This is a genomic window from Pasteurella oralis (assembly GCF_002850605.1).
Lineage (GTDB): Bacteria > Pseudomonadota > Gammaproteobacteria > Enterobacterales > Pasteurellaceae > Pasteurella > Pasteurella oralis.
Genome location: NZ_NXGB01000004.1, coordinates 286,807 through 305,305, shown reverse-complemented (window position 1 = coordinate 305,305; position 18,499 = coordinate 286,807). Strand labels below are relative to the sequence as shown.

Below are 18,499 nucleotides of genomic sequence, written 5' to 3'. Positions count from 1 at the left end.
ATAATATTATCTGTTATTAAGGAGTGTATCACATTCGAAAAGTGGCTTTTATCAAAATATCCCCATACAACGAATCGTTGATGCTGATTACTTCATTACATTAAACTGTTCTGCAAAATCTTTTACTTTATTCCAATTTGTATATTCAACTTCTTTCGTTGTATCCGTTTCACCCCCTGTTATTCTCATAATAAATTGAATCATCATACGATCAAAAAAATTATAACGAGGATAAAACAATGCTCCGGCAAATACTGCTTTTAAAGTTGGTTGCCATTGATTACGCAAAAAAAATTTTCTCACATAAACATTTGTTTCTGGCATATCTTTACCTTCTTTACGTGCAGTTAAGTTCACTCCAAAAAATGCTGTTCGTTTTTGATTTAAAAGTGCGGTATGTTTTTTGACAAATTTATCAAGTAGTGAATTAAAATGTCCATAACGTATTGATGCACCAATAATGATGTTATCAAAACTATCAATTTGTATATTTTCTGTTAATGCTTCAATACTAACATCGCCTAGTAAACACGAAGCAATATATTCAGCTATTTTTTTAGTTTGTCCATCTCGACTTGAGTATAAAATTAATGTTTTCATTATTCTTTCCAGAAAGCAGGACTAAATAAAACAAGTAATGAAAAAATTTCTAAACGGCCACAAATCATAGCGAAAGTTAAAATCCATTTAGCACCATCAGGAATATTAACAAAATTACTACTTACTTGTCCCAAACCTGGTCCTAAATTATTTAAACAAGCAACAACTGCATTAAAAGCATCAAAAATATCAACACCACAAGCAATGACACCAAATAAACAGACTATAAAAACAAAAACATAAGCAGAAAAAAACGCCCAAATTCCTTCTAAAACTCGTTCAGGCACAATATTACGCCCTAATTTAATTGGATAAACTAAGTTTGGATGTACAAAGCGTTTGATTTCCCTATTCCACTGTAATGATAAAATCAAAATTCTTACCGCTTTTAAACCTCCTCCTGTAGATCCTGCACATCCTCCTACAAAAGATGAAAATAATAAAAGCATAGGAATGAAAGAAGGCCAATGTGCAAAATCAGCTGTGGTGTATCCTGTTGTTGTTGAAATAGATACTGCTTGGAAAGCTGCTTGCTCTAAGCTATTTTCATGTCCACTCCACCAAAGAAAGAGAAAACAAATCACAATAAGTGCAGTCTGAAAACTGATAAAAAACTTAAATTCTGAATCACGTAGATATATTTTAAGTGATTTACCACGTTTTAATTCTGAAAATGCGGCAAAATGTAATGCATAATTACAAGCAGAAATAAGTAAAAATACAATTGTAATAATATTAATTGCACTATTATTGAAATATCCCATACTTGCATCATGAGTAGAAAAGCCACCAATAGATACTGTAGAAAAACTATGGCTAATTGCATCAAATGCTGACATACCAGCTAACCAATAAGCTAATGCACAAAGAACAGTAAGAGAAGTATAAATAAACCATAAAATTTTAGCCGTTTCTGCTATACGTGGACGCATTTTTTGATCTTTCAGCGGTCCTGACATTTCAGCACGATATAGTTGCATACCCCCAATCCCTAAAAGAGGGATAATCGCAACTGCCAATACGATGATTCCCATTCCGCCCATCCATTGCAATAGTTGGCGATAAAATAGAATAGCTTTTGGTAAATTGTCCAATCCTGTGATATTGGTTGCACCAGTAGTTGTTAGACCAGAAAAAGATTCAAAAAAAGCGCCAGATAAAGTAAGGTCAGGCTTTTCAAATAGCATGAAAGGAATGGCGCCAAGGCTACCTAATACAAGCCAAAATGCAACAACAATAAAAAAGCCATCTCGAGAACGCAATTCTTCTTTATGATGATGACAAGGCCACCATAAAGATAACCCTACAATTGAGCTCATTACGAAAGTTTGTACAAATGCTTTACCACCACCATCACCATATAATAATGCAACAAAAGCAGGTGCTAACATAGTAATAGAAAAGCACATAACTAAGATACCGACAATTCGGATGATCGACAATATTCGCACAAATTACTCTCTTTCTAATTGTAGTTGTCCGCTCGAACGTTCTATTATTTCTTGTTCAAAGAGCTTCAGTTTATCATCTCTAATACCTAACTCAAACTTTACGCTTTCACTAAATGTCTGAGTATTAACTAATATTTCATATTTTTCAAACAATAATTGTAACCAGTTAATCTGCCCATAATCACATTGTATTTTATAATTTTCACGTCGTACTTTTAATGTTGTTTCTAATAGTAATAATGCTTGTTGGACACCATTATTATAAGCGCGTACTAATCCACCAGTTCCTAACAAAACACCGCCATAATAACGTACAACAACTGCACTAATTTCACCAATATGACTACCTTGTAATGCTGATAACATTGGTTTACCTGCTGTACCAGCTGGTTCACCATCATCAGAAAAACCAAGCTGCTGTGAGTCTATTGGTGAACCCGCTACTGCTGCCCAGCAATGATGGCGAGCATGTGGATGTAATACTTTAATTTCTTGCCAAAATGCTTTTGCTTCAACAATGCCTTCAACGTGACGCAAATAGGTAATAAAACGACTTTTCTTTATTTCTTCTTCAAAAATGACCGCACTTTTTGGGATTTTATATTCAATCATTACGTTTATTGAACTTTTAGGCTATTTGAGTTTGATGTATTATACCGCTTAAATTTATTCAAAAAACGATAAAATTCATGAGCGAAATTACTGTTACTCAAACATTGGACACTTTAGGTTTACGCTGCCCTGAACCAGTAATGTTGGTAAGAAAATATATCCGTTACTTACAAGATGGGGAAGTATTATTAGTGATTGCTGATGATCCAGCAACAACAAGAGATATTCCAAGTTTTTGCCAATTTATGGAACATACTTTATTAAAAAGTAAAGTAGAAAAAACACCCTTTAAGTATTGGGTGAAAAAAGGAAAATAATTGCCAATGAAAACAAAAGACCACTAATAAGTGGTCTTTGTTGTGTTCAAAGTGCGGTCTAATTAGCGTTTATTTTTTACTAATTTTTCTGTCAATTCATAAGCGCGTAGTTTTGCTAATTCTTTAGACAGTTTAGATGCTAACATTTCATAATTTGCATCACCATGACGAGAACGAATATTTTCTTCTGCACGTTTTTTCGCAGCTAAAATAAGATCACCATCAAGTTCATCACCTCGAATTGCTGTATCAGCTAATACAGTAACGATATTTGGCTGAACTTCTAAAAAACCACCTGAAACATAAACAACTTCTTCTTTACCATCTTCAAGAGTAAGCTTAACAATACCCGGTTTAATTGCGGTAAGTAATGGGGTATGACCTGCTAAAATACCAAGTTCACCCTCAATACCCGTTGCCTGAATACTCTTTACTGGACCAGAAAATATTTGCTGTTCCGCACTAACTACATTTAAATTAAATACTGACATATACTCTCCCTCAAGCCTGGTTAGTTGCTTTCAGAAGCAATTATAATTTAGCTGCTTTTTCTAATACTTCATCAATGGTGCCTGCCATATAGAACGCTTGCTCTGGGATATGGTCATATTCACCCTCTAAAATACCTTTAAAGCCACGAATTGTTTCTTTTAATGGTACATACTTACCTGGTGTACCATTAAATACTTCCGCTACAAAGAACGGTTGTGATAAGAAACGTTCGATCTTACGCGCACGTGCTACCACTAATTTATCATCTTCTGATAATTCATCCATCCCAAGAATTGCAATGATATCTTTTAATTCTTTATAGCGTTGTAATGTTGTTTGTACACCACGAGCCACGTTGTAATGTTCTTCACCAACAACTAATGGATCTAATTGACGAGAAGTTGATTCTAATGGGTCAACTGCAGGATAAATACCTAATGATGCTATTTGACGACTTAATACAACTGTTGAGTCTAGGTGCGCAAAAGTTGTTGCTGGCGATGGGTCAGTTAAGTCATCAGCTGGCACATAAACCGCTTGAACAGAAGTAATAGAACCTGTTTTAGTTGAAGTAATACGTTCTTGAAGTACTCCCATTTCTTCTGCTAGCGTTGGCTGATAACCTACTGCAGACGGCATACGACCTAACAATGCGGATACTTCAGTACCAGCAAGAGTATAACGATAAATATTATCAACGAAGAATAAGACGTCGCGACCTTCATCACGGAATTTTTCCGCCATTGTTAAACCTGTTAGTGCTACACGTAGGCGGTTACCTGGTGGTTCATTCATCTGACCATAAACAAGAGAGACTTTATCTAATACGTTAGAGTCTTTCATTTCATGATAGAAATCATTACCTTCACGCGTACGCTCACCTACCCCTGCAAATACAGAGTAACCAGAGTGTTCAATCGCGATGTTACGAATTAATTCCATCATATTAACGGTTTTACCTACACCTGCCCCACCGAATAGACCAACTTTTCCCCCTTTTGCAAACGGACATACTAAGTCAATAACTTTAATTCCCGTTTCTAAAAGTTCAGTACTGTTAGATTGTTCTTCATAACTTGGTGGCGCACGGTGAATAGACCAATTTTCTTCTGCACCAATTGGGCCTTGTTCATCAATTGGCTCACCTAATACGTTCATAATACGACCCAATGTTTTTGTCCCCACTGGTACAGAAATTGGGCTATTCGTGTTAGTTACTGTTAAACCACGTTTTAAACCATCAGATGATCCCATTGCGATACAACGAACAATACCGCCACCTAATTGTTGTTGAACTTCAAGGACTAAACCTGTTTCAACATTTAAGGCATCATATACTTTTGGTACCACATCTTGTGGGAATTCAACGTCAATAACCGCACCGATGATTTGTACAATTTTTCCAGTTGCCATTACCGATCCTCTATTTGTTAAATTGCTGCTGCACCAGCAACAATTTCATTTAATTCATTTGTAATACTTGCTTGACGAGCTTTGTTATACACCAACTGTAACTCATTGATTAAATTACCTGCATTATCAGTTGCTGCTTTCATTGCTACCATTCGAGCTGCCTGCTCAGAAGCCAGATTTTCTACTACCGTTTGATAAACTTGAGACTCTAAATAGCGGATAAGTAATGAATCAAGTAATACTTTTGCATCAGGCTCATATAAATATTCCCAAGCCTGTTGTTTTTCAGCTAATTTATCATCTTCTAATTCAGGTAAAGGTACAAGCTGTTGTAAAATCGGTTTTTGCGACATTGTATTAACAAACTTATTGTAAACAATATAAATCGCATCAACTTCACCTTCTTTGTAGGCATTAAACATACCATTTGCAACACCAAGCAATTCTTCAACTGATGGTGTATCACCCATACCTGAAAGTTGACCTCTTACTTTCATACCAATAGATTGGAAAAAACTAATACCTTTAGAGCCAATTAAACCTAGTTCTACTCCAACATTTTGTTCTTTCCATTTTTTTATTTCGGTCATTGCAGTTTTAAATAAATTAACATTTAAACCACCACATAAACCCCGATCGGTAGAAACAATTAAGATACCAACTTTTTTAATTTCACGTTCAATCAAAAACGGATGTTTGTAACCAATACTGGCTTTAGAGACATGACTGATCACATTACGTATTGCAACAGAATACGGACGTGAAGCAGACATACGTTCTTGCGTTTTACGCATTTTTGAGGCAGCAACCATTTCCATCGCTTTGGTAATCTTTTGTGTACTTTTTACACTCGCGATTTTGGTTCTTATCTCTTTAGCACCTGCCATCTTGTCTCTCCATTAAAGCGTTAACTTACCACGCACTATTTGCTTTGAAGCTATCTAAAATGTTTGCCAATGACTCTTTAATTTCATCATCGTAATTACCAGATTGAGTTAATTCACGCATAAAATCTGCATAGTTGTGGTTAGCATACTCTAAAAGAGCTGATTCAAATGAACCAATACGATCTAATTCAACTTCATCTAAATAACCAAATTCCACTGCAAATAACACTAATGCCTGCTGTGCTACTGATAATGGAGAATATTGTTTTTGTTTCAATAATTCAGTTACTTTTTGACCATGTGATAATTGTTTACGTGTTGCATCATCAAGGTCAGAAGCAAATTGAGCAAAAGCAGCTAATTCACGATATTGAGCAAGTGCAGTACGAATACCACCAGCTAATTTTTTCACTACTTTAGTTTGTGCAGAACCACCTACACGGGATACCGAGATACCTGGGTTTACCGCAGGGCGAATGCCTGAGTTAAACAAGTTAGATTCTAAGAAAATTTGACCATCAGTAATTGAAATTACGTTTGTTGGAACGAATGCAGAAACGTCACCAGCTTGCGTTTCAATGATTGGAAGTGCAGTTAAAGAACCAGTTTTTCCTTTCACTTCACCATGAGTAAAACGTTCAACATATTCTTCATTTACACGTGAAGCACGCTCAAGTAAGCGAGAATGTAAATAGAAAACATCGCCAGGGAAAGCTTCACGACCAGGCGGACGACGTAATAACAATGAAATTTGACGATAAGCTACAGCTTGTTTTGATAAGTCATCATAAACAATTAATGCATCTTCACCGCGATCACGGAAATACTCCCCCATTGCACAACCAGAATATGGTGCAAGGTATTGTAATGCAGCAGATTCAGATGCTGAAGCAACAACAACAATAGTATTTTGTAATGCACCATGCTCTTCTAATTTACGCACTACGTTAGCAATTGTTGAAGCTTTTTGACCGATAGCAACATAGATACATTTAATACCTGAATCACGTTGATTAATAATAGCATCAATTGCTAATGCTGTTTTACCTGTTTGACGGTCACCAATAATTAATTCACGTTGACCACGACCGATTGGTACCATTGAGTCAACAGCTTTATAGCCAGTTTGAACAGGCTGGTCAACAGATTTACGATCAATAACGCCTGGCGCAATCACTTCAACAGGTGAAAAACCATCATTAGCAATTTCACCTTTACCATCGATTGGTTCACCTAATGTATTTACTACACGACCTAATAAACCTCGTCCGACAGGTACTTCTAGGATACGACCAGTACATTGAACTTCCATTCCTTCTGCTAAATCAGCATAAGGACCCATTACTACCGCACCTACAGAATCTCTTTCAAGATTCAGTGCCATAGCATAACGATTACCTGGTAATGCAATCATTTCACCTTGCATTACTTCACTTAAACCATGAATGCGGATAATACCATCACTCACAGAAACAATTGTCCCCGTATTGCGAGCTTCACTCACTACGTCAAATTGGGCAATGCGTTTTTTAATCAATTCACTAATTTCTGTAGAATTTAGTTGCATCTTCTATTCCTCTTATAATTGCAGCTCATTTGCTAGACGAGCAAGTTGTCCACGACTACTGCCATCAATCACAAAATCATCTGTACGAATAATAACTCCAGCAATCAATGAGCTATCTAAGCTACAATTTAATTTAACTTTACGAGCTAATCTTTTTTCCATTGCTGCGGCAATTTTTTGCGATTGCACTGCATTTAATGGTTGAGCTGATATGACTTGAACTTCTACTATTTTTTGATGTTCTTCAACATAATGTTGAAATTCTTGATAAACCGCAGGAAGCACTGTTAAACGCTTGTTTTCAGCCATTAACCTAATAAGATTTTGCCCATATTGATCAAGCTGGTCGCCACAAATTGATATGACAGTATTAGCAAGTTTATGAGCAGAAAATGAACTATTCAAAAATGTTTGTATTGTTTCATCTTTAATTAATTCAGATGAAAAGTTTAACATTTCTGTCCATTTTTCAACCGCACTTTGCTCTACTGCAAAATCAAAAGCTGCTTTGGCATAAGGGCGAGCTATTGTAGTTAATTCTGACATAAGCCCAACCTTCTTATAGTTCTGCAACTAATTTATCAATAATGTCATTGTTTGCCGCTTCATCAACTGTACGACCCACAATTTTCTCAGCACCAGCAATAGCAAGTGATGCAACTTTAACGCGTAATTCTTCTTGAACACGTTTACGTTCAGCAGCAACTTCAGCATAACCCTGTTCGATAATTTGGGCTTTAGTTGCTTCAGCTTCTGCTTTCACTTCTTCTAAAATTTCATTACGGCGTTTATTCGCTAAATCAATGATCTGTTGTGCTCGCACTTTAGCATCAGTGATTTCTTGCTCGACTAAAGCTTTAGTATCAGCTTGTTCTTTTTTTGCTGCCTCAGCAGATGCAAGCGCATTTGCAATTGCACGCTGACGCTCTTCAATCGCTTTAATAATTGGTGGCCAAACAAATTTCATACAAAATGTAACGAAAATTGCAAAAGCAATGAGTTGACCAATTAGTGTTGCATTTAAATTCACAACCACTCCTCCCTAATAATTATTGTTTATATTACTCAATATGAGTAATTATTTGCCATTATTTGCAAACCAACAATTATTTCAATAATTCGATGAATGGGTTAGCAAAGATAAATAACAACGCAATACCTACAGCAATCATTGAAATCGCATCTAAAAGACCTGCAACGATAAACATCTTAATTTGTAAACTACCTGCTAACTCAGGTTGACGAGCTGATGACTCTAAAAATTTACCACCTAAGATAGCAAAACCTAATGCTGTACCTAATGCAGCAACAGCAAGAAGAATTGCAGATGCGATGATTGTTGTAGTAATTACAGTTTCCATAATGTTCTCCATAAGATTGAAATTTAGACCTTAAGGTCCGTTTTGTTTATAAAAAATTAGTGTTCAGTTTTGTTATAGCCCATACTCAAATAAACAACTGTTAGCATCATAAAAATAAATGCTTGTAGTGTAATAACTAGAATATGGAAAATTGCCCAAACTAAATGCATAAAAACACCCATTGAATTTAAAGCAAAATTATTTGCCATATACATCACTGCAATCAAAATAAAGATAAGTTCACCAGCATACATATTACCGAAAAGACGGAATGCTAGAGAAACAGGTTTTGCTAGTAATGTCACTGATTCAAGTGCTAAGTTAACAGGAATTAACAATGGGTGATTAAATGGGTGAAGTGTGTATTCTTTTACAAAACCACTCATACCTTTTGATTTAATGGTATAAAAAATAATTAAAAAGAATACACCAATAGAAAGACCTAATGTACCGCTAATATCTGCTGTAGGTACAGCTCTTAAATATTCAATACCAAATAAATGTGCTAACTGTGGTAAAAAATCAACTGGGATTAAATCTATCGCATTCATAATGAAAACCCAGCAAAAGATAGTGAGTGCTAATGGACCAATAGTACCGCGTGGACCTTGAAAATTTTCTTTCACGATACCATCAATCCAACCAACCATAATTTCAACGAAACATTGCATTTTACTCGGTACACCAGAGGTAGCTTTTTTTGCAACACGTGAAAAAATAAAAAGAAAAATGATACCTGAGACCAGAGAAAAGAAAAGTGTATCTAAATGAACATGCCAAAAAGAATCGCCCGTTGTAAGGAACGATAAGTGGTGGCTAATATATCCAGCTGTTGTTAATTCTGCTGCCATAATTATTCCTTTTTAATAATATTTTGTGAAAATTCTATATTTTTAAGTATTTATCAACCAAAAATGGAAGAATGTTATTCAATACAATCGCAATAAAATAACCACTAAAAAATGCTATTGGCTTCATTGAGGAAAAAAGTTTGAAGGTTGCTATGATACAAACAATCGTTAATAGGAATTTAATCCCTTCCCCATAATAAAAATCGGTTATTTTATTAGAAAACTGTTGTTTTTTTCTAAAAAAAACTAAAAATACAAAAACACAATAAGGCAAAAAAATGGCCATCGCACCAAGATAAAAAGAAGCAGCTATTTGCCATTGCCAACTCATTAAAATGAGTGCTGTTATAAGCAAAATAAGGCTTTCAATAGTGAGTGATCTTTTATATTTTTTCTTTGCCTGTGCTATTACTCTAGACATTATTTATTCTGCTTTCTTGGTAAACAGCTAAATCAAAACAAAATTATGCCAGATTATACGCTAGTTTTAGTTTGATTAGAAATTAAAAAATGTGAACCAGATCACAAAATTGTATTTTTTAAACATTTATTTAAAACTTACTTAACAATCACTAAATGCCTTTCTCCCACAAGGGTTGGTACTTTTAATTCAATCACTTGTTTAACTGTAAATCTAGTTTCTAACTCAAGGACTTCTTGTTGATGATAAATTCCTTTTAATGCATAAAAATAACCTTGCTGGTTTGGTAGATGTTGACACCAATCAGTCATATCTTTTAATGAAGCAAAAGCACGGCTTAATACACCATCAAATAATTGTTTTGGTTGATATTGTTCAACACGACTCAGTATAGGCTCAACATTAGTAATTCCTAATTCACGTACAGCATTACGGATAAAACTAATCCGTTTACCTAAACTATCCAACAATACAAAATATTTATTTGGATTAATGATTGCCAGAGGTAACCCTGGTAGCCCTGGACCAGTGCCCACATCAATAAAACGTTCACCTTGTAAATAAGGACTAACAACCAAACTGTCTAAAATATGCTTGACTAACATTTCCATTGGATCACGTACTGAAGTCAAGTTATAAGCTTTATTCCATTTGTGTAAAAGCAAAACTAACTTTACTAACTGCACTTTTTGTTGATCGGTTATCGAAAGTGCGGTCTGTTTTAACAGAATTTCTAACTTTTGAGTTAATTTTTGTTCAATAACAAGCATTTTTTATATTTTTCAATGAAAGATAACTATTAAATGGCTAAAACAATAATTTCACTTTATTGTATTTTTTAAGATCTGTAACTGTTCAAGTAAAATCTTACGGTTATAGCCGCGATATTCTTTATTACCACTTTGGTGAACTTGCAAACCATCAATAAAACTTGCTGCAGGCAAAGTTTCAGTGTATTTTCCATTCTCATCTAAAATCATAATAGTAGGATAATAGTAAATATTATTAGGCATACCTATTTTCTCTAATACATCTTTACCATTTGTATTTTCAGACTCAATATGCGCAATAACAAAATTTTCAGCTACAAATTTGTTGATGGCTTTAGCATCTTGATAGTCACTTACTTTTGCTACTTCTTTCATACATAGTTGAACAAATTCACCTGTATCACTGCGCCATTTATAAATAAATTTACCAACATTCCCTTGTATATATTTATTGAAAACATGATCCCAAAGACACCATTCAGCCCCATAGACAATTAATACATTTTTATTTTGCTGTTGAGCCGTTTCTAGTGCTTGTTGCAAAATATCAAGTTGATTTCCACATTCATCATAAAGCTGAGCTAAGCCATCATTGCAGTTTTTATCTAACTTTTTAGGAAAAATTTCTACAGGAAAATAGCTTTCTTTCAGAAAAAATGTTGAAAAAAAAGAAAATATTTTATTCATATTTATCTCATCAATGATTATCCACGCTTTAACATCCCTTGTTTTTTCAAATTAACAAGCAAAATTGAGATGGCTGCTGGCGTGACACCTGAAATACGCGAAGCCTGACCAATAGACACGGGACGATGTTGTTCTAATTTTGATCTCACTTCGTTAGATAACCCCGATACAATCGAATAGTCAAAATTATCCGGAATTGTTGTATTTTCATGACGCTTTTGACGTTCAATTTCTTCTTGTTGATGCTCAATATATCCCTGATATTTAATTGCAATCTCCACTTGCTCTACCGCTTCCTTATCTTCCATTGCAGGTTGAAATGGTGTAATTGTAGTTAAAATTTGATAATTCATTTCAGGACGACGTAATAAATCCTCACCACTCGCTTCGCGTACTAATGGGCTACTTAATACTTGATTTGCTTCTGTAAGGTATTCTGAACGTGGGTGCAACCAAATTTGACGTAAACGTTGACGTTCTAATTCAATATTTTCCATTTTCTGGTTAAATCTTACCCAGCGTTTTTCATCAATTAAACCAAATTGACGTGCGATAGGTGTTAAACGGCTATCTGCATTATCTTCGCGTAATAATAAGCGATATTCAGCACGTGAAGTAAATACACGATAAGGTTCTTTTGTGCCTAAAGTACAAAGATCATCAACTAATACACCGATGTAAGCTTGATCGCGACGTGGGAACCATTGTTCTTTTTCTTGTACAAATAATCCTGCATTAATCCCCGCAAGCAATCCTTGCGCCGCAGCTTCTTCATAACCTGTTGTTCCATTAATTTGACCAGCAAAAAATAAACCTTTAATACTTCTAGTTTCTAAAGTTGGTTTAAGATCACGTGGATCAAAATAATCATATTCAATAGCATAACCAGGTTTAATGATTCGTGCTTTTTCCATTCCTTTCATCGAATTCACGATCTGCATTTGTACATCAAAAGGCAAGCTCGTTGAGATCCCATTAGGATAGATTTCATTACTGGTTAAACCTTCAGGCTCAAGATAGATCTGATGTGAGTTGCGTTCAGAAAAACGCATTACTTTATCCTCGATCGATGGACAGTAACGTGGACCAATCCCCTCAATAATCCCAGCATACATTGGACTGCGATCTAAATTATTACGGATCATTTCATGGGTTTGTTCATTCGTATGAGTAATAAAACATGGAATCTGTTGTGGATGTTGATCCACTGATCCCATAAATGAAAAAACAGGTAATTGTTTATCACCATGTTGTTTGGCTAATACAGAAAAATCAATAGTACGTGCATCAATACGCGGTGGTGTGCCTGTTTTTAGACGATCTACACGCAAATTTAGCTCTCTTAAACGTTCAGCTAACATAACTGATGCAGGATCACCAGCACGTCCACCAGTATAATTTTCTAAACCAATATGGATCTTGCCAGATAAAAAGGTACCGGCGGTCAGGATCACTGATTTTGTTCTAAATTTCAGCCCCATTTTAGTCACAACACCAGTTACTCGATCCTGCTCTAAAATAATATCTGTGACTTCTTGTTGAAAAATATCGAGATTTTCTTGATTTTCTAATGCAATACGGACAGCTTGACGATATAACACACGGTCTGCTTGGGCACGAGTAGCACGTACTGCAGGACCTTTACTGCTGTTTAAAGTACGAAATTGGATTCCTGCTTGATCAGCAGCAGTAGCCATTAGACCACCCATTGCATCAATTTCTCTGACTAAATGACCTTTTCCAATGCCGCCAATTGCTGGATTGCAAGACATTTGACCTAAAGTATCAATATTGTGTGTTAATAATAGTGTTTTAAGCCCCATTCTTGCTGGTGCAAGCGCAGCTTCTGTACCGGCATGACCACCACCAATTACTATCACATCGTAATTTTCAGTATAAAACATAATAACCTTTTAATAATTTTCGTCTTTCATCGCGATCTGTTGAGCCGCATTAACTGGGGCGTTATTCTACTGAAAATTGACTTTGCTTGAAAGCAACATTTTTGATCAACAAAAGCAGAAGATCCTGTTTTGGATCACATGCTAATAAGATGAAGATCTTTTTATATAAAGAGATCTTATTATTATTTTTATTAGGATCTTTTATATTGTGAATAAGGTGATCTTTCTGTTATTAATGAATAAGTTAGATCCTTTTTTAAAATGTTAAGATCTCTGATTTAAACCATCAATATCTTGTGTATAACCAGTGGGTTTATCCACAGATTAAATTTAAAACAATTTTATTCATTGTATAACTACAGGTTTTTTACAGATTAATTTGAAGTTATCCACAGGAAATTTAATTTTTCTAACTATTATTTTTTATAACAAAAAAACGATGATTGAGGAAAGAGAAAGAGAAAGAGAAAGAGAAAGAGAAAGAGAAGTGATAGGAGTTTGTATAATTTCTATCACTTTTTATTGATTAAAGTTGTTGAGTGAAGGTAGGTAACCACTGTTCCGCAGTTTGTTCAGGATCTGTAATATGTAACATATCCATCTTTAAGGATGGACAAATTTGTATAGCTTTTTTGCTAAGTAATATTTGTTCCACCTGATTTACTGCATAGCAAAAAGTATCGTAATCCGAGTTACCTAGTCCGATCACCGCAAAACGTAAATCATTTAATGGAATATTTTGCTGCATTAATTGTTCAAATAAAGGCTTGATATTGTCAGGTAATTCGCCTGCACCATGTGTTGAAGTGACAACTAACCAACATTTTTCCTCAATAATATCAGTAAGGTTAGGACCATGCTCTAAATGGATAGGATAACCCTGTTGCTGTAATACCTCTGCAATATGCTCTGCAACATATTCAGCACCACCTAAAGTGCTACCTGTGATAAGACAAATTTGAGATTTCATCATTTTTTCCTAAAAATAAGGCTTAGAATGACTAAGCCTTACTTTAAAATTGAATTAAACGTTATCAATTTTACCTAATAATGAACGTAAACGTTCTTGCCAGTTTTGATGTTCACTCTTTAATTGCTCATTTTCATTGCGTAATGCATCGTAAGCTTGTTGTGATTGATTATTTTTTTCTTTTAATTCTTCAATTTCTAATTGAAGCAATTGAATAGTTTCAACTGCTTGTTTAATTTTTTCTTCTAGTTGATCTAAAATTTCTAAAGACATAAAAGCTTCCTCTACTATGTAATAAGTTTAGTTATTCTACTCTAGTTAACTTTGATTGTTAAACAGATGAATAAACTTTCTCTGCAACATTAACATAATTTCTAAGCTCATTCGAAAAAATTATTATCATTTTTTTATTTTTAATTACGCAATCGATTGCGAGGTGCTAGAATAATGCCGAATTTTGATCAATCAGAACAAAGGATAAATAATATGAATAGAGCGTTAGCCATTGAATTTTCAAGAGTTACTGAAGCTGCAGCATTAGCTGGGTTTGCTTGGTTAGGGCGTGGTGATAAAGAAGCGGCAGATAATGCGGCAGTACAAGCAATGCGTTTAATGCTAAATCAAGTTGAAATGGTTGGTGAAGTGGTCATTGGAGAAGGAGAAATTGATCAAGCACCTATGCTGTATATTGGTGAAAAAGTAGGTATGGGAAAAGGTGAAGAAGTTTCTATTGCCGTTGATCCAATTGAAGGAACAAGAATGACAGCGATGGGTCAGGCTAATGCTTTATCTGTACTTGCTGCTGGTGGTAAAGAGACATTTTTAAAAGCGCCTGATATGTATATGGAAAAATTAGTGGTTGGTCCAGAAGTGAAAGGGATGATTGATTTAAGTTTACCTTTAGAACAAAATTTGCGTCGTGTTGCATCTAAAATGGGAAAGCTTCTTTCTCAATTAACCGTGATTACTTTGGATAAACCTCGTCATCATGAAACGATCAAAAAAATGCAGCAATTAGGCGTGAAAGTACTTGCCATTCCTGATGGTGATGTGGCAGCTTCCATTTTATGTTGTTTACCTGATGGCGGAGTAGATATGTTATATGGTATTGGTGGTGCGCCAGAAGGGGTCATTGCAGCCGCAGCAGTACGTGCTTTAGGTGGTGAAATGCAAGCACGTTTATTACCTCGTCATCAAGTAAAAGGTAGCACCCCTGAAAATCAAGCGATTGCAGCAGATGAAATTCGCCGCTGTCAGGAAATGGGGATCGAAGTAAATCAAGTATTGAAATTAGAAGATTTAGTTCGTGATGATAACTTAGTTTTTTCTGCTACAGGGATTACAAATGGGGATTTATTAAAAGGCATTCATCGAAAAGGTAATTTAGCTACTACTGAAACTTTATTAATTCGTGGTCGTTCACGTACTATTCGCCGCATTCAATCTGTGCATTATTTAGACAGAAAAGATACCGCACTTTATCGTATTATTGGTGCTTAAAAGTAAAGGATTCAAATGATATAAGCAGACACTTAAGTGATCTGCTTTTTATTAGATACTCTATTAGTGTGACAAAAAACGGTTTGTTCTAAAATTTTTCTATTTCAATTAAAAAAATCAATCAAAACTCACCGCACTTATCTTTAGCCATTCTGCTAAAAATTTGCTATAATCGCAGCAATTTTTTACGCTTTTGAAAAGAGAGAAACAATGTCAAATAATACCCCTGAAAATTATGGTGCGAATAGTATTAAGGTCTTAAAAGGGCTTGATGCAGTACGTAAACGTCCTGGTATGTACATTGGGGATACAGATGATGGCACAGGTTTGCATCACATGGTATTCGAAGTGGTGGATAACTCTATCGATGAAGCTTTAGCTGGTTATGCCAAAGATATTACAGTAACTATTCATACGGATAATTCGGTGTCGGTACAAGATGATGGACGAGGGATTCCTGTTGATATTCATCCAGAAGAAGGTGTTTCTGCTGCTGAAGTTATCATGACGGTATTACATGCAGGTGGTAAATTTGACGATAATTCCTATAAAGTTTCTGGTGGATTGCATGGTGTAGGGGTTTCTGTTGTTAATGCTCTTTCTGATAAATTGCAGTTAACCATTCGTCGTCAAGGTAAAGTACATGAGCAGATCTATCGTTTAGGTGAACCTGAAGCGCCATTAGCGGCGATAGGTGAAACAGAGCAAACAGGCACATCTGTTCGTTTCTGGCCAAGCCCAACCATTTTTAATAATATTGAATTTGAATATGACATTTTAGCTAAACGCTTACGTGAATTATCATTTCTAAATTCAGGTGTTTCTATCAAATTATTTGATAAACGTAATGACAGACAAGATCATTTCCATTATGAAGGGGGAATTCAAGCCTTCGTCGAATATTTAAACCGTAATAAAAATCCAATTCACCAAAAACCTTTTTATTTTTCGACAGAAAAAGATGGTATAGGTGTGGAAGTATCCATGCAATGGAATGATAGTTTTAATGAAAATGTCTATTGTTTTACCAATAATATACCACAACGTGATGGTGGGACGCATTTAGCAGGCTTTCGTGGTGCTCTGACTCGTAGTTTGAATAACTACATGGACAATGAAGGACATAATAAAAAATCGAAAGTTGCCACTTCTGGTGATGATGCTCGTGAAGGTTTAGTGGCTATCATTTCAGTGAAAGTACCTGATCCAAAATTTTCTTCACAAACTAAAGATAAATTAGTGTCTTCTGAAGTGAAAAGTGCGGTTGAATCGGTGATGAATGAATATTTACAGCAATATTTATTGGAAAATCCGTCTGACGCTAAAATCATTGTAGGTAAAATTATTGATGCTGCGCGTGCGCGTGAAGCAGCACGTAAAGCACGTGAGATGACACGTCGTAAAGGAGCATTAGATTTAGGCGGTTTGCCAGGTAAACTTGCTGACTGCCAAGAACGCGATCCTGCTTTATCTGAACTTTATCTAGTGGAGGGGGATTCAGCAGGTGGTTCTGCGAAACAAGGGCGTAACCGTAAAAACCAAGCGATTTTGCCATTAAAAGGGAAAATCCTAAACGTAGAAAAAGCACGTTTTGATAAAATGTTATCTTCGGCAGAAGTAGGAACATTAATTACTGCATTAGGTTGTGGGATTGGTCGTGATGAATATAATCCTGAAAAATTACGTTATCACAGCATTATTATTATGACTGATGCGGATGTGGATGGTGCGCATATTCGTACTTTATTATTGACTTTCTTTTATCGTCAAATGCCAGAATTGATTGAACGTGGACATGTCTATATTGCCCAACCGCCTTTATATAAAGTGAAAAAAGGTAAACAAGAGCAATATATCAAAGATGATGAAGCGATGGTGCAATATGAAGTTGCTCTGGCATTAGAAAATGCAGCACTTTATGTTAATGAAAATGCGCCGGCAATGAATGGATTAGCCTTAGAAACATTAGTGTCAGAATATAATGCACTTCAGAAAATGATTGTCCGTTTAGCACGTCATTATCCAGAAGCCGTGTTAAAAGAGCTTATCTATCATCCAGAATTAACTACCGAATTAATGGCGCAAGAAAATGCGGTAGAAACTTGGATTTCGACATTAGTTGAAAAATTAGCGGCAAAAGAAACCAATGGTAATCATTATAGCTATCGTCTAGTATTTAATAATGAACGTCATTTACATGAAGCTGTATTAACAGTACGTACACATGGAATTGACACGGATTATTTCCTGAATTTCCAATTTGCCACAGGTAGTGAATATGCGCGTATTGTGAAATTAGGCAAACAATTAGTTGGTTTGATTGAAGAAGGCGCTTATATCACACGTGGTGAACGTAAACTTGCTATTACTTCATTTGAGCAAGCGATTGAATGGTTAGTGAAAGAATCACGTCGCGGTTTGATGGTACAGCGTTATAAAGGATTAGGGGAAATGAACCCTGAGCAACTTTGGGAAACTACAATGGATCCAAATGCACGTCGTATGCTAAAAGTATCTATTAAAGATGCGGTGGCAGCAGACCAATTGTTTACTACGTTAATGGGCGATGAAGTGGAGCCACGCCGTGAATTTATCGAAAGTAACGCATTACATGCAAATTTAGATATTTAAAAAATTTCATTTCAATCTATCAAAGTGCGGTTAAAATAAATCCAATTTTAACCGCACTTTTTTAT

At 35.3% G+C, this 18,499-nt stretch carries 20 protein-coding genes; 3 read left to right on the top strand and 17 right to left on the bottom strand.

The window, feature by feature from the left end; all coding sequences use genetic code 11:
* Window positions 1-87: 87 nt before the first annotated feature.
* Genes hemG through C0975_RS07310 form a run of 3 tightly spaced genes read right to left on the bottom strand, consistent with a single transcriptional unit; the run spans window position 88 to window position 2,663 of the window.
* Entirely contained in the window at window positions 88-600 is a 513-nt protein-coding gene (gene hemG / locus C0975_RS07320; protein WP_101775730.1) for a menaquinone-dependent protoporphyrinogen IX dehydrogenase, read from the bottom strand.
* Entirely contained in the window at window positions 600-2,051 is a 1,452-nt protein-coding gene (locus C0975_RS07315) for a TrkH family potassium uptake protein (protein WP_101775729.1), read from the bottom strand. Before C0975_RS07315 ends, hemG begins: the two co-directional genes overlap by 1 nt.
* Before the next feature lie 3 nt (window positions 2,052-2,054).
* On the bottom strand, window positions 2,055-2,663 hold the full coding sequence (locus tag C0975_RS07310) for a YigZ family protein (protein ID WP_101775728.1): 609 nt from the start codon (window positions 2,661-2,663) through the stop codon (window positions 2,055-2,057).
* A 77-nt stretch (window positions 2,664-2,740) separates the two neighbouring features.
* On the opposite strand from C0975_RS07310, the gene tusA reads away from it, so the two are divergent.
* Window positions 2,741-2,980: a sulfurtransferase TusA gene (gene tusA, locus C0975_RS07305; protein ID WP_101775727.1), complete on the top strand. Its 240-nt coding sequence runs from the start codon at window positions 2,741-2,743 to the stop codon at window positions 2,978-2,980.
* Between the two features lie 62 nt (window positions 2,981-3,042).
* On the opposite strand, the gene C0975_RS07300 is transcribed toward tusA, so the two are convergent.
* The 14 genes from C0975_RS07300 to zapB all read right to left on the bottom strand — a co-directional run bounded on the left by C0975_RS07300 (window position 3,043) and on the right by zapB (window position 14,576).
* Window positions 3,043-3,471, bottom strand: a complete 429-nt coding sequence (locus C0975_RS07300) for a F0F1 ATP synthase subunit epsilon (protein ID WP_101775726.1) — start codon at window positions 3,469-3,471, stop codon at window positions 3,043-3,045.
* A gap of 40 nt (window positions 3,472-3,511) precedes the next feature.
* On the bottom strand, window positions 3,512-4,885 hold the full coding sequence (atpD, locus tag C0975_RS07295) for a F0F1 ATP synthase subunit beta (RefSeq protein ID WP_101775725.1): 1,374 nt from the start codon (window positions 4,883-4,885) through the stop codon (window positions 3,512-3,514).
* A 17-nt stretch (window positions 4,886-4,902) separates the two neighbouring features.
* On the bottom strand, window positions 4,903-5,772 hold the full coding sequence (gene atpG / locus C0975_RS07290) for a F0F1 ATP synthase subunit gamma (protein WP_101775724.1): 870 nt from the start codon (window positions 5,770-5,772) through the stop codon (window positions 4,903-4,905).
* Window positions 5,773-5,797: 25 nt separating this feature from the next.
* Window positions 5,798-7,339, bottom strand: coding sequence for a F0F1 ATP synthase subunit alpha (atpA, locus tag C0975_RS07285; RefSeq protein ID WP_101775723.1), 1,542 nt, complete (start codon window positions 7,337-7,339; stop codon window positions 5,798-5,800).
* Between the two features lie 12 nt (window positions 7,340-7,351).
* Window positions 7,352-7,885, bottom strand: a complete 534-nt coding sequence (gene atpH / locus C0975_RS07280) for a F0F1 ATP synthase subunit delta (protein ID WP_101775722.1) — start codon at window positions 7,883-7,885, stop codon at window positions 7,352-7,354.
* 13 nt (window positions 7,886-7,898) lie between these two features.
* The gene (gene atpF, locus C0975_RS07275; RefSeq protein ID WP_101775721.1) at window positions 7,899-8,369 is read right to left on the bottom strand and encodes a F0F1 ATP synthase subunit B; all 471 of its coding nucleotides are present in this window, start codon (window positions 8,367-8,369) and stop codon (window positions 7,899-7,901) included.
* Between the two features lie 76 nt (window positions 8,370-8,445).
* A complete protein-coding gene (gene atpE / locus C0975_RS07270; RefSeq protein ID WP_049214366.1) occupies window positions 8,446-8,700 on the bottom strand; it encodes a F0F1 ATP synthase subunit C in 255 nt (84 codons plus the stop codon).
* 56 nt (window positions 8,701-8,756) lie between these two features.
* Window positions 8,757-9,551 (bottom strand): F0F1 ATP synthase subunit A, encoded by a 795-nt coding sequence (gene atpB / locus C0975_RS07265; protein ID WP_101775720.1) that lies wholly within the window; start codon window positions 9,549-9,551, stop codon window positions 8,757-8,759.
* A gap of 34 nt (window positions 9,552-9,585) precedes the next feature.
* The gene (locus C0975_RS07260) at window positions 9,586-9,972 is read right to left on the bottom strand and encodes an ATP synthase subunit I (RefSeq protein ID WP_101775719.1); all 387 of its coding nucleotides are present in this window, start codon (window positions 9,970-9,972) and stop codon (window positions 9,586-9,588) included.
* A gap of 137 nt (window positions 9,973-10,109) precedes the next feature.
* Complete coding sequence (gene rsmG / locus C0975_RS07255; protein ID WP_101775718.1) at window positions 10,110-10,742, bottom strand: 16S rRNA (guanine(527)-N(7))-methyltransferase RsmG; 633 nt, start codon at window positions 10,740-10,742, stop codon at window positions 10,110-10,112.
* A gap of 51 nt (window positions 10,743-10,793) precedes the next feature.
* A complete protein-coding gene (locus C0975_RS07250) occupies window positions 10,794-11,429 on the bottom strand; it encodes a thioredoxin domain-containing protein (RefSeq protein WP_101775717.1) in 636 nt (211 codons plus the stop codon).
* Between the two features lie 17 nt (window positions 11,430-11,446).
* The gene (gene mnmG / locus C0975_RS07245) at window positions 11,447-13,333 is read right to left on the bottom strand and encodes a tRNA uridine-5-carboxymethylaminomethyl(34) synthesis enzyme MnmG (RefSeq protein ID WP_101775716.1); all 1,887 of its coding nucleotides are present in this window, start codon (window positions 13,331-13,333) and stop codon (window positions 11,447-11,449) included.
* Window positions 13,334-13,859: 526 nt separating this feature from the next.
* Entirely contained in the window at window positions 13,860-14,303 is a 444-nt protein-coding gene (mioC, locus tag C0975_RS07240) for an FMN-binding protein MioC (protein WP_101775715.1), read from the bottom strand.
* A gap of 54 nt (window positions 14,304-14,357) precedes the next feature.
* Window positions 14,358-14,576 (bottom strand): cell division protein ZapB, encoded by a 219-nt coding sequence (zapB, locus tag C0975_RS07235; protein ID WP_101775714.1) that lies wholly within the window; start codon window positions 14,574-14,576, stop codon window positions 14,358-14,360.
* Between the two features lie 213 nt (window positions 14,577-14,789).
* Between zapB and glpX the strand changes: the two genes are divergently transcribed.
* A complete protein-coding gene (gene glpX / locus C0975_RS07230) occupies window positions 14,790-15,803 on the top strand; it encodes a class II fructose-bisphosphatase (RefSeq protein ID WP_101775713.1) in 1,014 nt (337 codons plus the stop codon).
* Window positions 15,804-16,013: 210 nt separating this feature from the next.
* The gene (gene gyrB / locus C0975_RS07225) at window positions 16,014-18,434 is read left to right on the top strand and encodes a DNA topoisomerase (ATP-hydrolyzing) subunit B (RefSeq protein ID WP_101775712.1); all 2,421 of its coding nucleotides are present in this window, start codon (window positions 16,014-16,016) and stop codon (window positions 18,432-18,434) included.
* The last annotated feature ends 65 nt before the right edge of the window (window positions 18,435-18,499 follow it).

Coding starts and splice junctions, on each gene's coding strand:
- hemG (WP_101775730.1), bottom strand. CDS start 600: ATGAAAACATTAATTTTATACTCAAGTCGAGATGGACAAACTAAAAAA.
- C0975_RS07310 (WP_101775728.1), bottom strand. CDS start 2,663: ATGATTGAATATAAAATCCCAAAAAGTGCGGTCATTTTTGAAGAAGAA.
- tusA (WP_101775727.1), top strand. CDS start 2,741: ATGAGCGAAATTACTGTTACTCAAACATTGGACACTTTAGGTTTACGC.
- C0975_RS07300 (WP_101775726.1), bottom strand. CDS start 3,471: ATGTCAGTATTTAATTTAAATGTAGTTAGTGCGGAACAGCAAATATTT.
- atpD (WP_101775725.1), bottom strand. CDS start 4,885: ATGGCAACTGGAAAAATTGTACAAATCATCGGTGCGGTTATTGACGTT.
- atpG (WP_101775724.1), bottom strand. CDS start 5,772: ATGGCAGGTGCTAAAGAGATAAGAACCAAAATCGCGAGTGTAAAAAGT.
- atpA (WP_101775723.1), bottom strand. CDS start 7,339: ATGCAACTAAATTCTACAGAAATTAGTGAATTGATTAAAAAACGCATT.
- atpH (WP_101775722.1), bottom strand. CDS start 7,885: ATGTCAGAATTAACTACAATAGCTCGCCCTTATGCCAAAGCAGCTTTT.
- atpE (WP_049214366.1), bottom strand. CDS start 8,700: ATGGAAACTGTAATTACTACAACAATCATCGCATCTGCAATTCTTCTT.
- atpB (WP_101775720.1), bottom strand. CDS start 9,551: ATGGCAGCAGAATTAACAACAGCTGGATATATTAGCCACCACTTATCG.
- C0975_RS07260 (WP_101775719.1), bottom strand. CDS start 9,972: ATGTCTAGAGTAATAGCACAGGCAAAGAAAAAATATAAAAGATCACTC.
- rsmG (WP_101775718.1), bottom strand. CDS start 10,742: ATGCTTGTTATTGAACAAAAATTAACTCAAAAGTTAGAAATTCTGTTA.
- C0975_RS07250 (WP_101775717.1), bottom strand. CDS start 11,429: ATGAATAAAATATTTTCTTTTTTTTCAACATTTTTTCTGAAAGAAAGC.
- mnmG (WP_101775716.1), bottom strand. CDS start 13,333: ATGTTTTATACTGAAAATTACGATGTGATAGTAATTGGTGGTGGTCAT.
- mioC (WP_101775715.1), bottom strand. CDS start 14,303: ATGAAATCTCAAATTTGTCTTATCACAGGTAGCACTTTAGGTGGTGCT.
- zapB (WP_101775714.1), bottom strand. CDS start 14,576: ATGTCTTTAGAAATTTTAGATCAACTAGAAGAAAAAATTAAACAAGCA.
- glpX (WP_101775713.1), top strand. CDS start 14,790: ATGAATAGAGCGTTAGCCATTGAATTTTCAAGAGTTACTGAAGCTGCA.
- gyrB (WP_101775712.1), top strand. CDS start 16,014: ATGTCAAATAATACCCCTGAAAATTATGGTGCGAATAGTATTAAGGTC.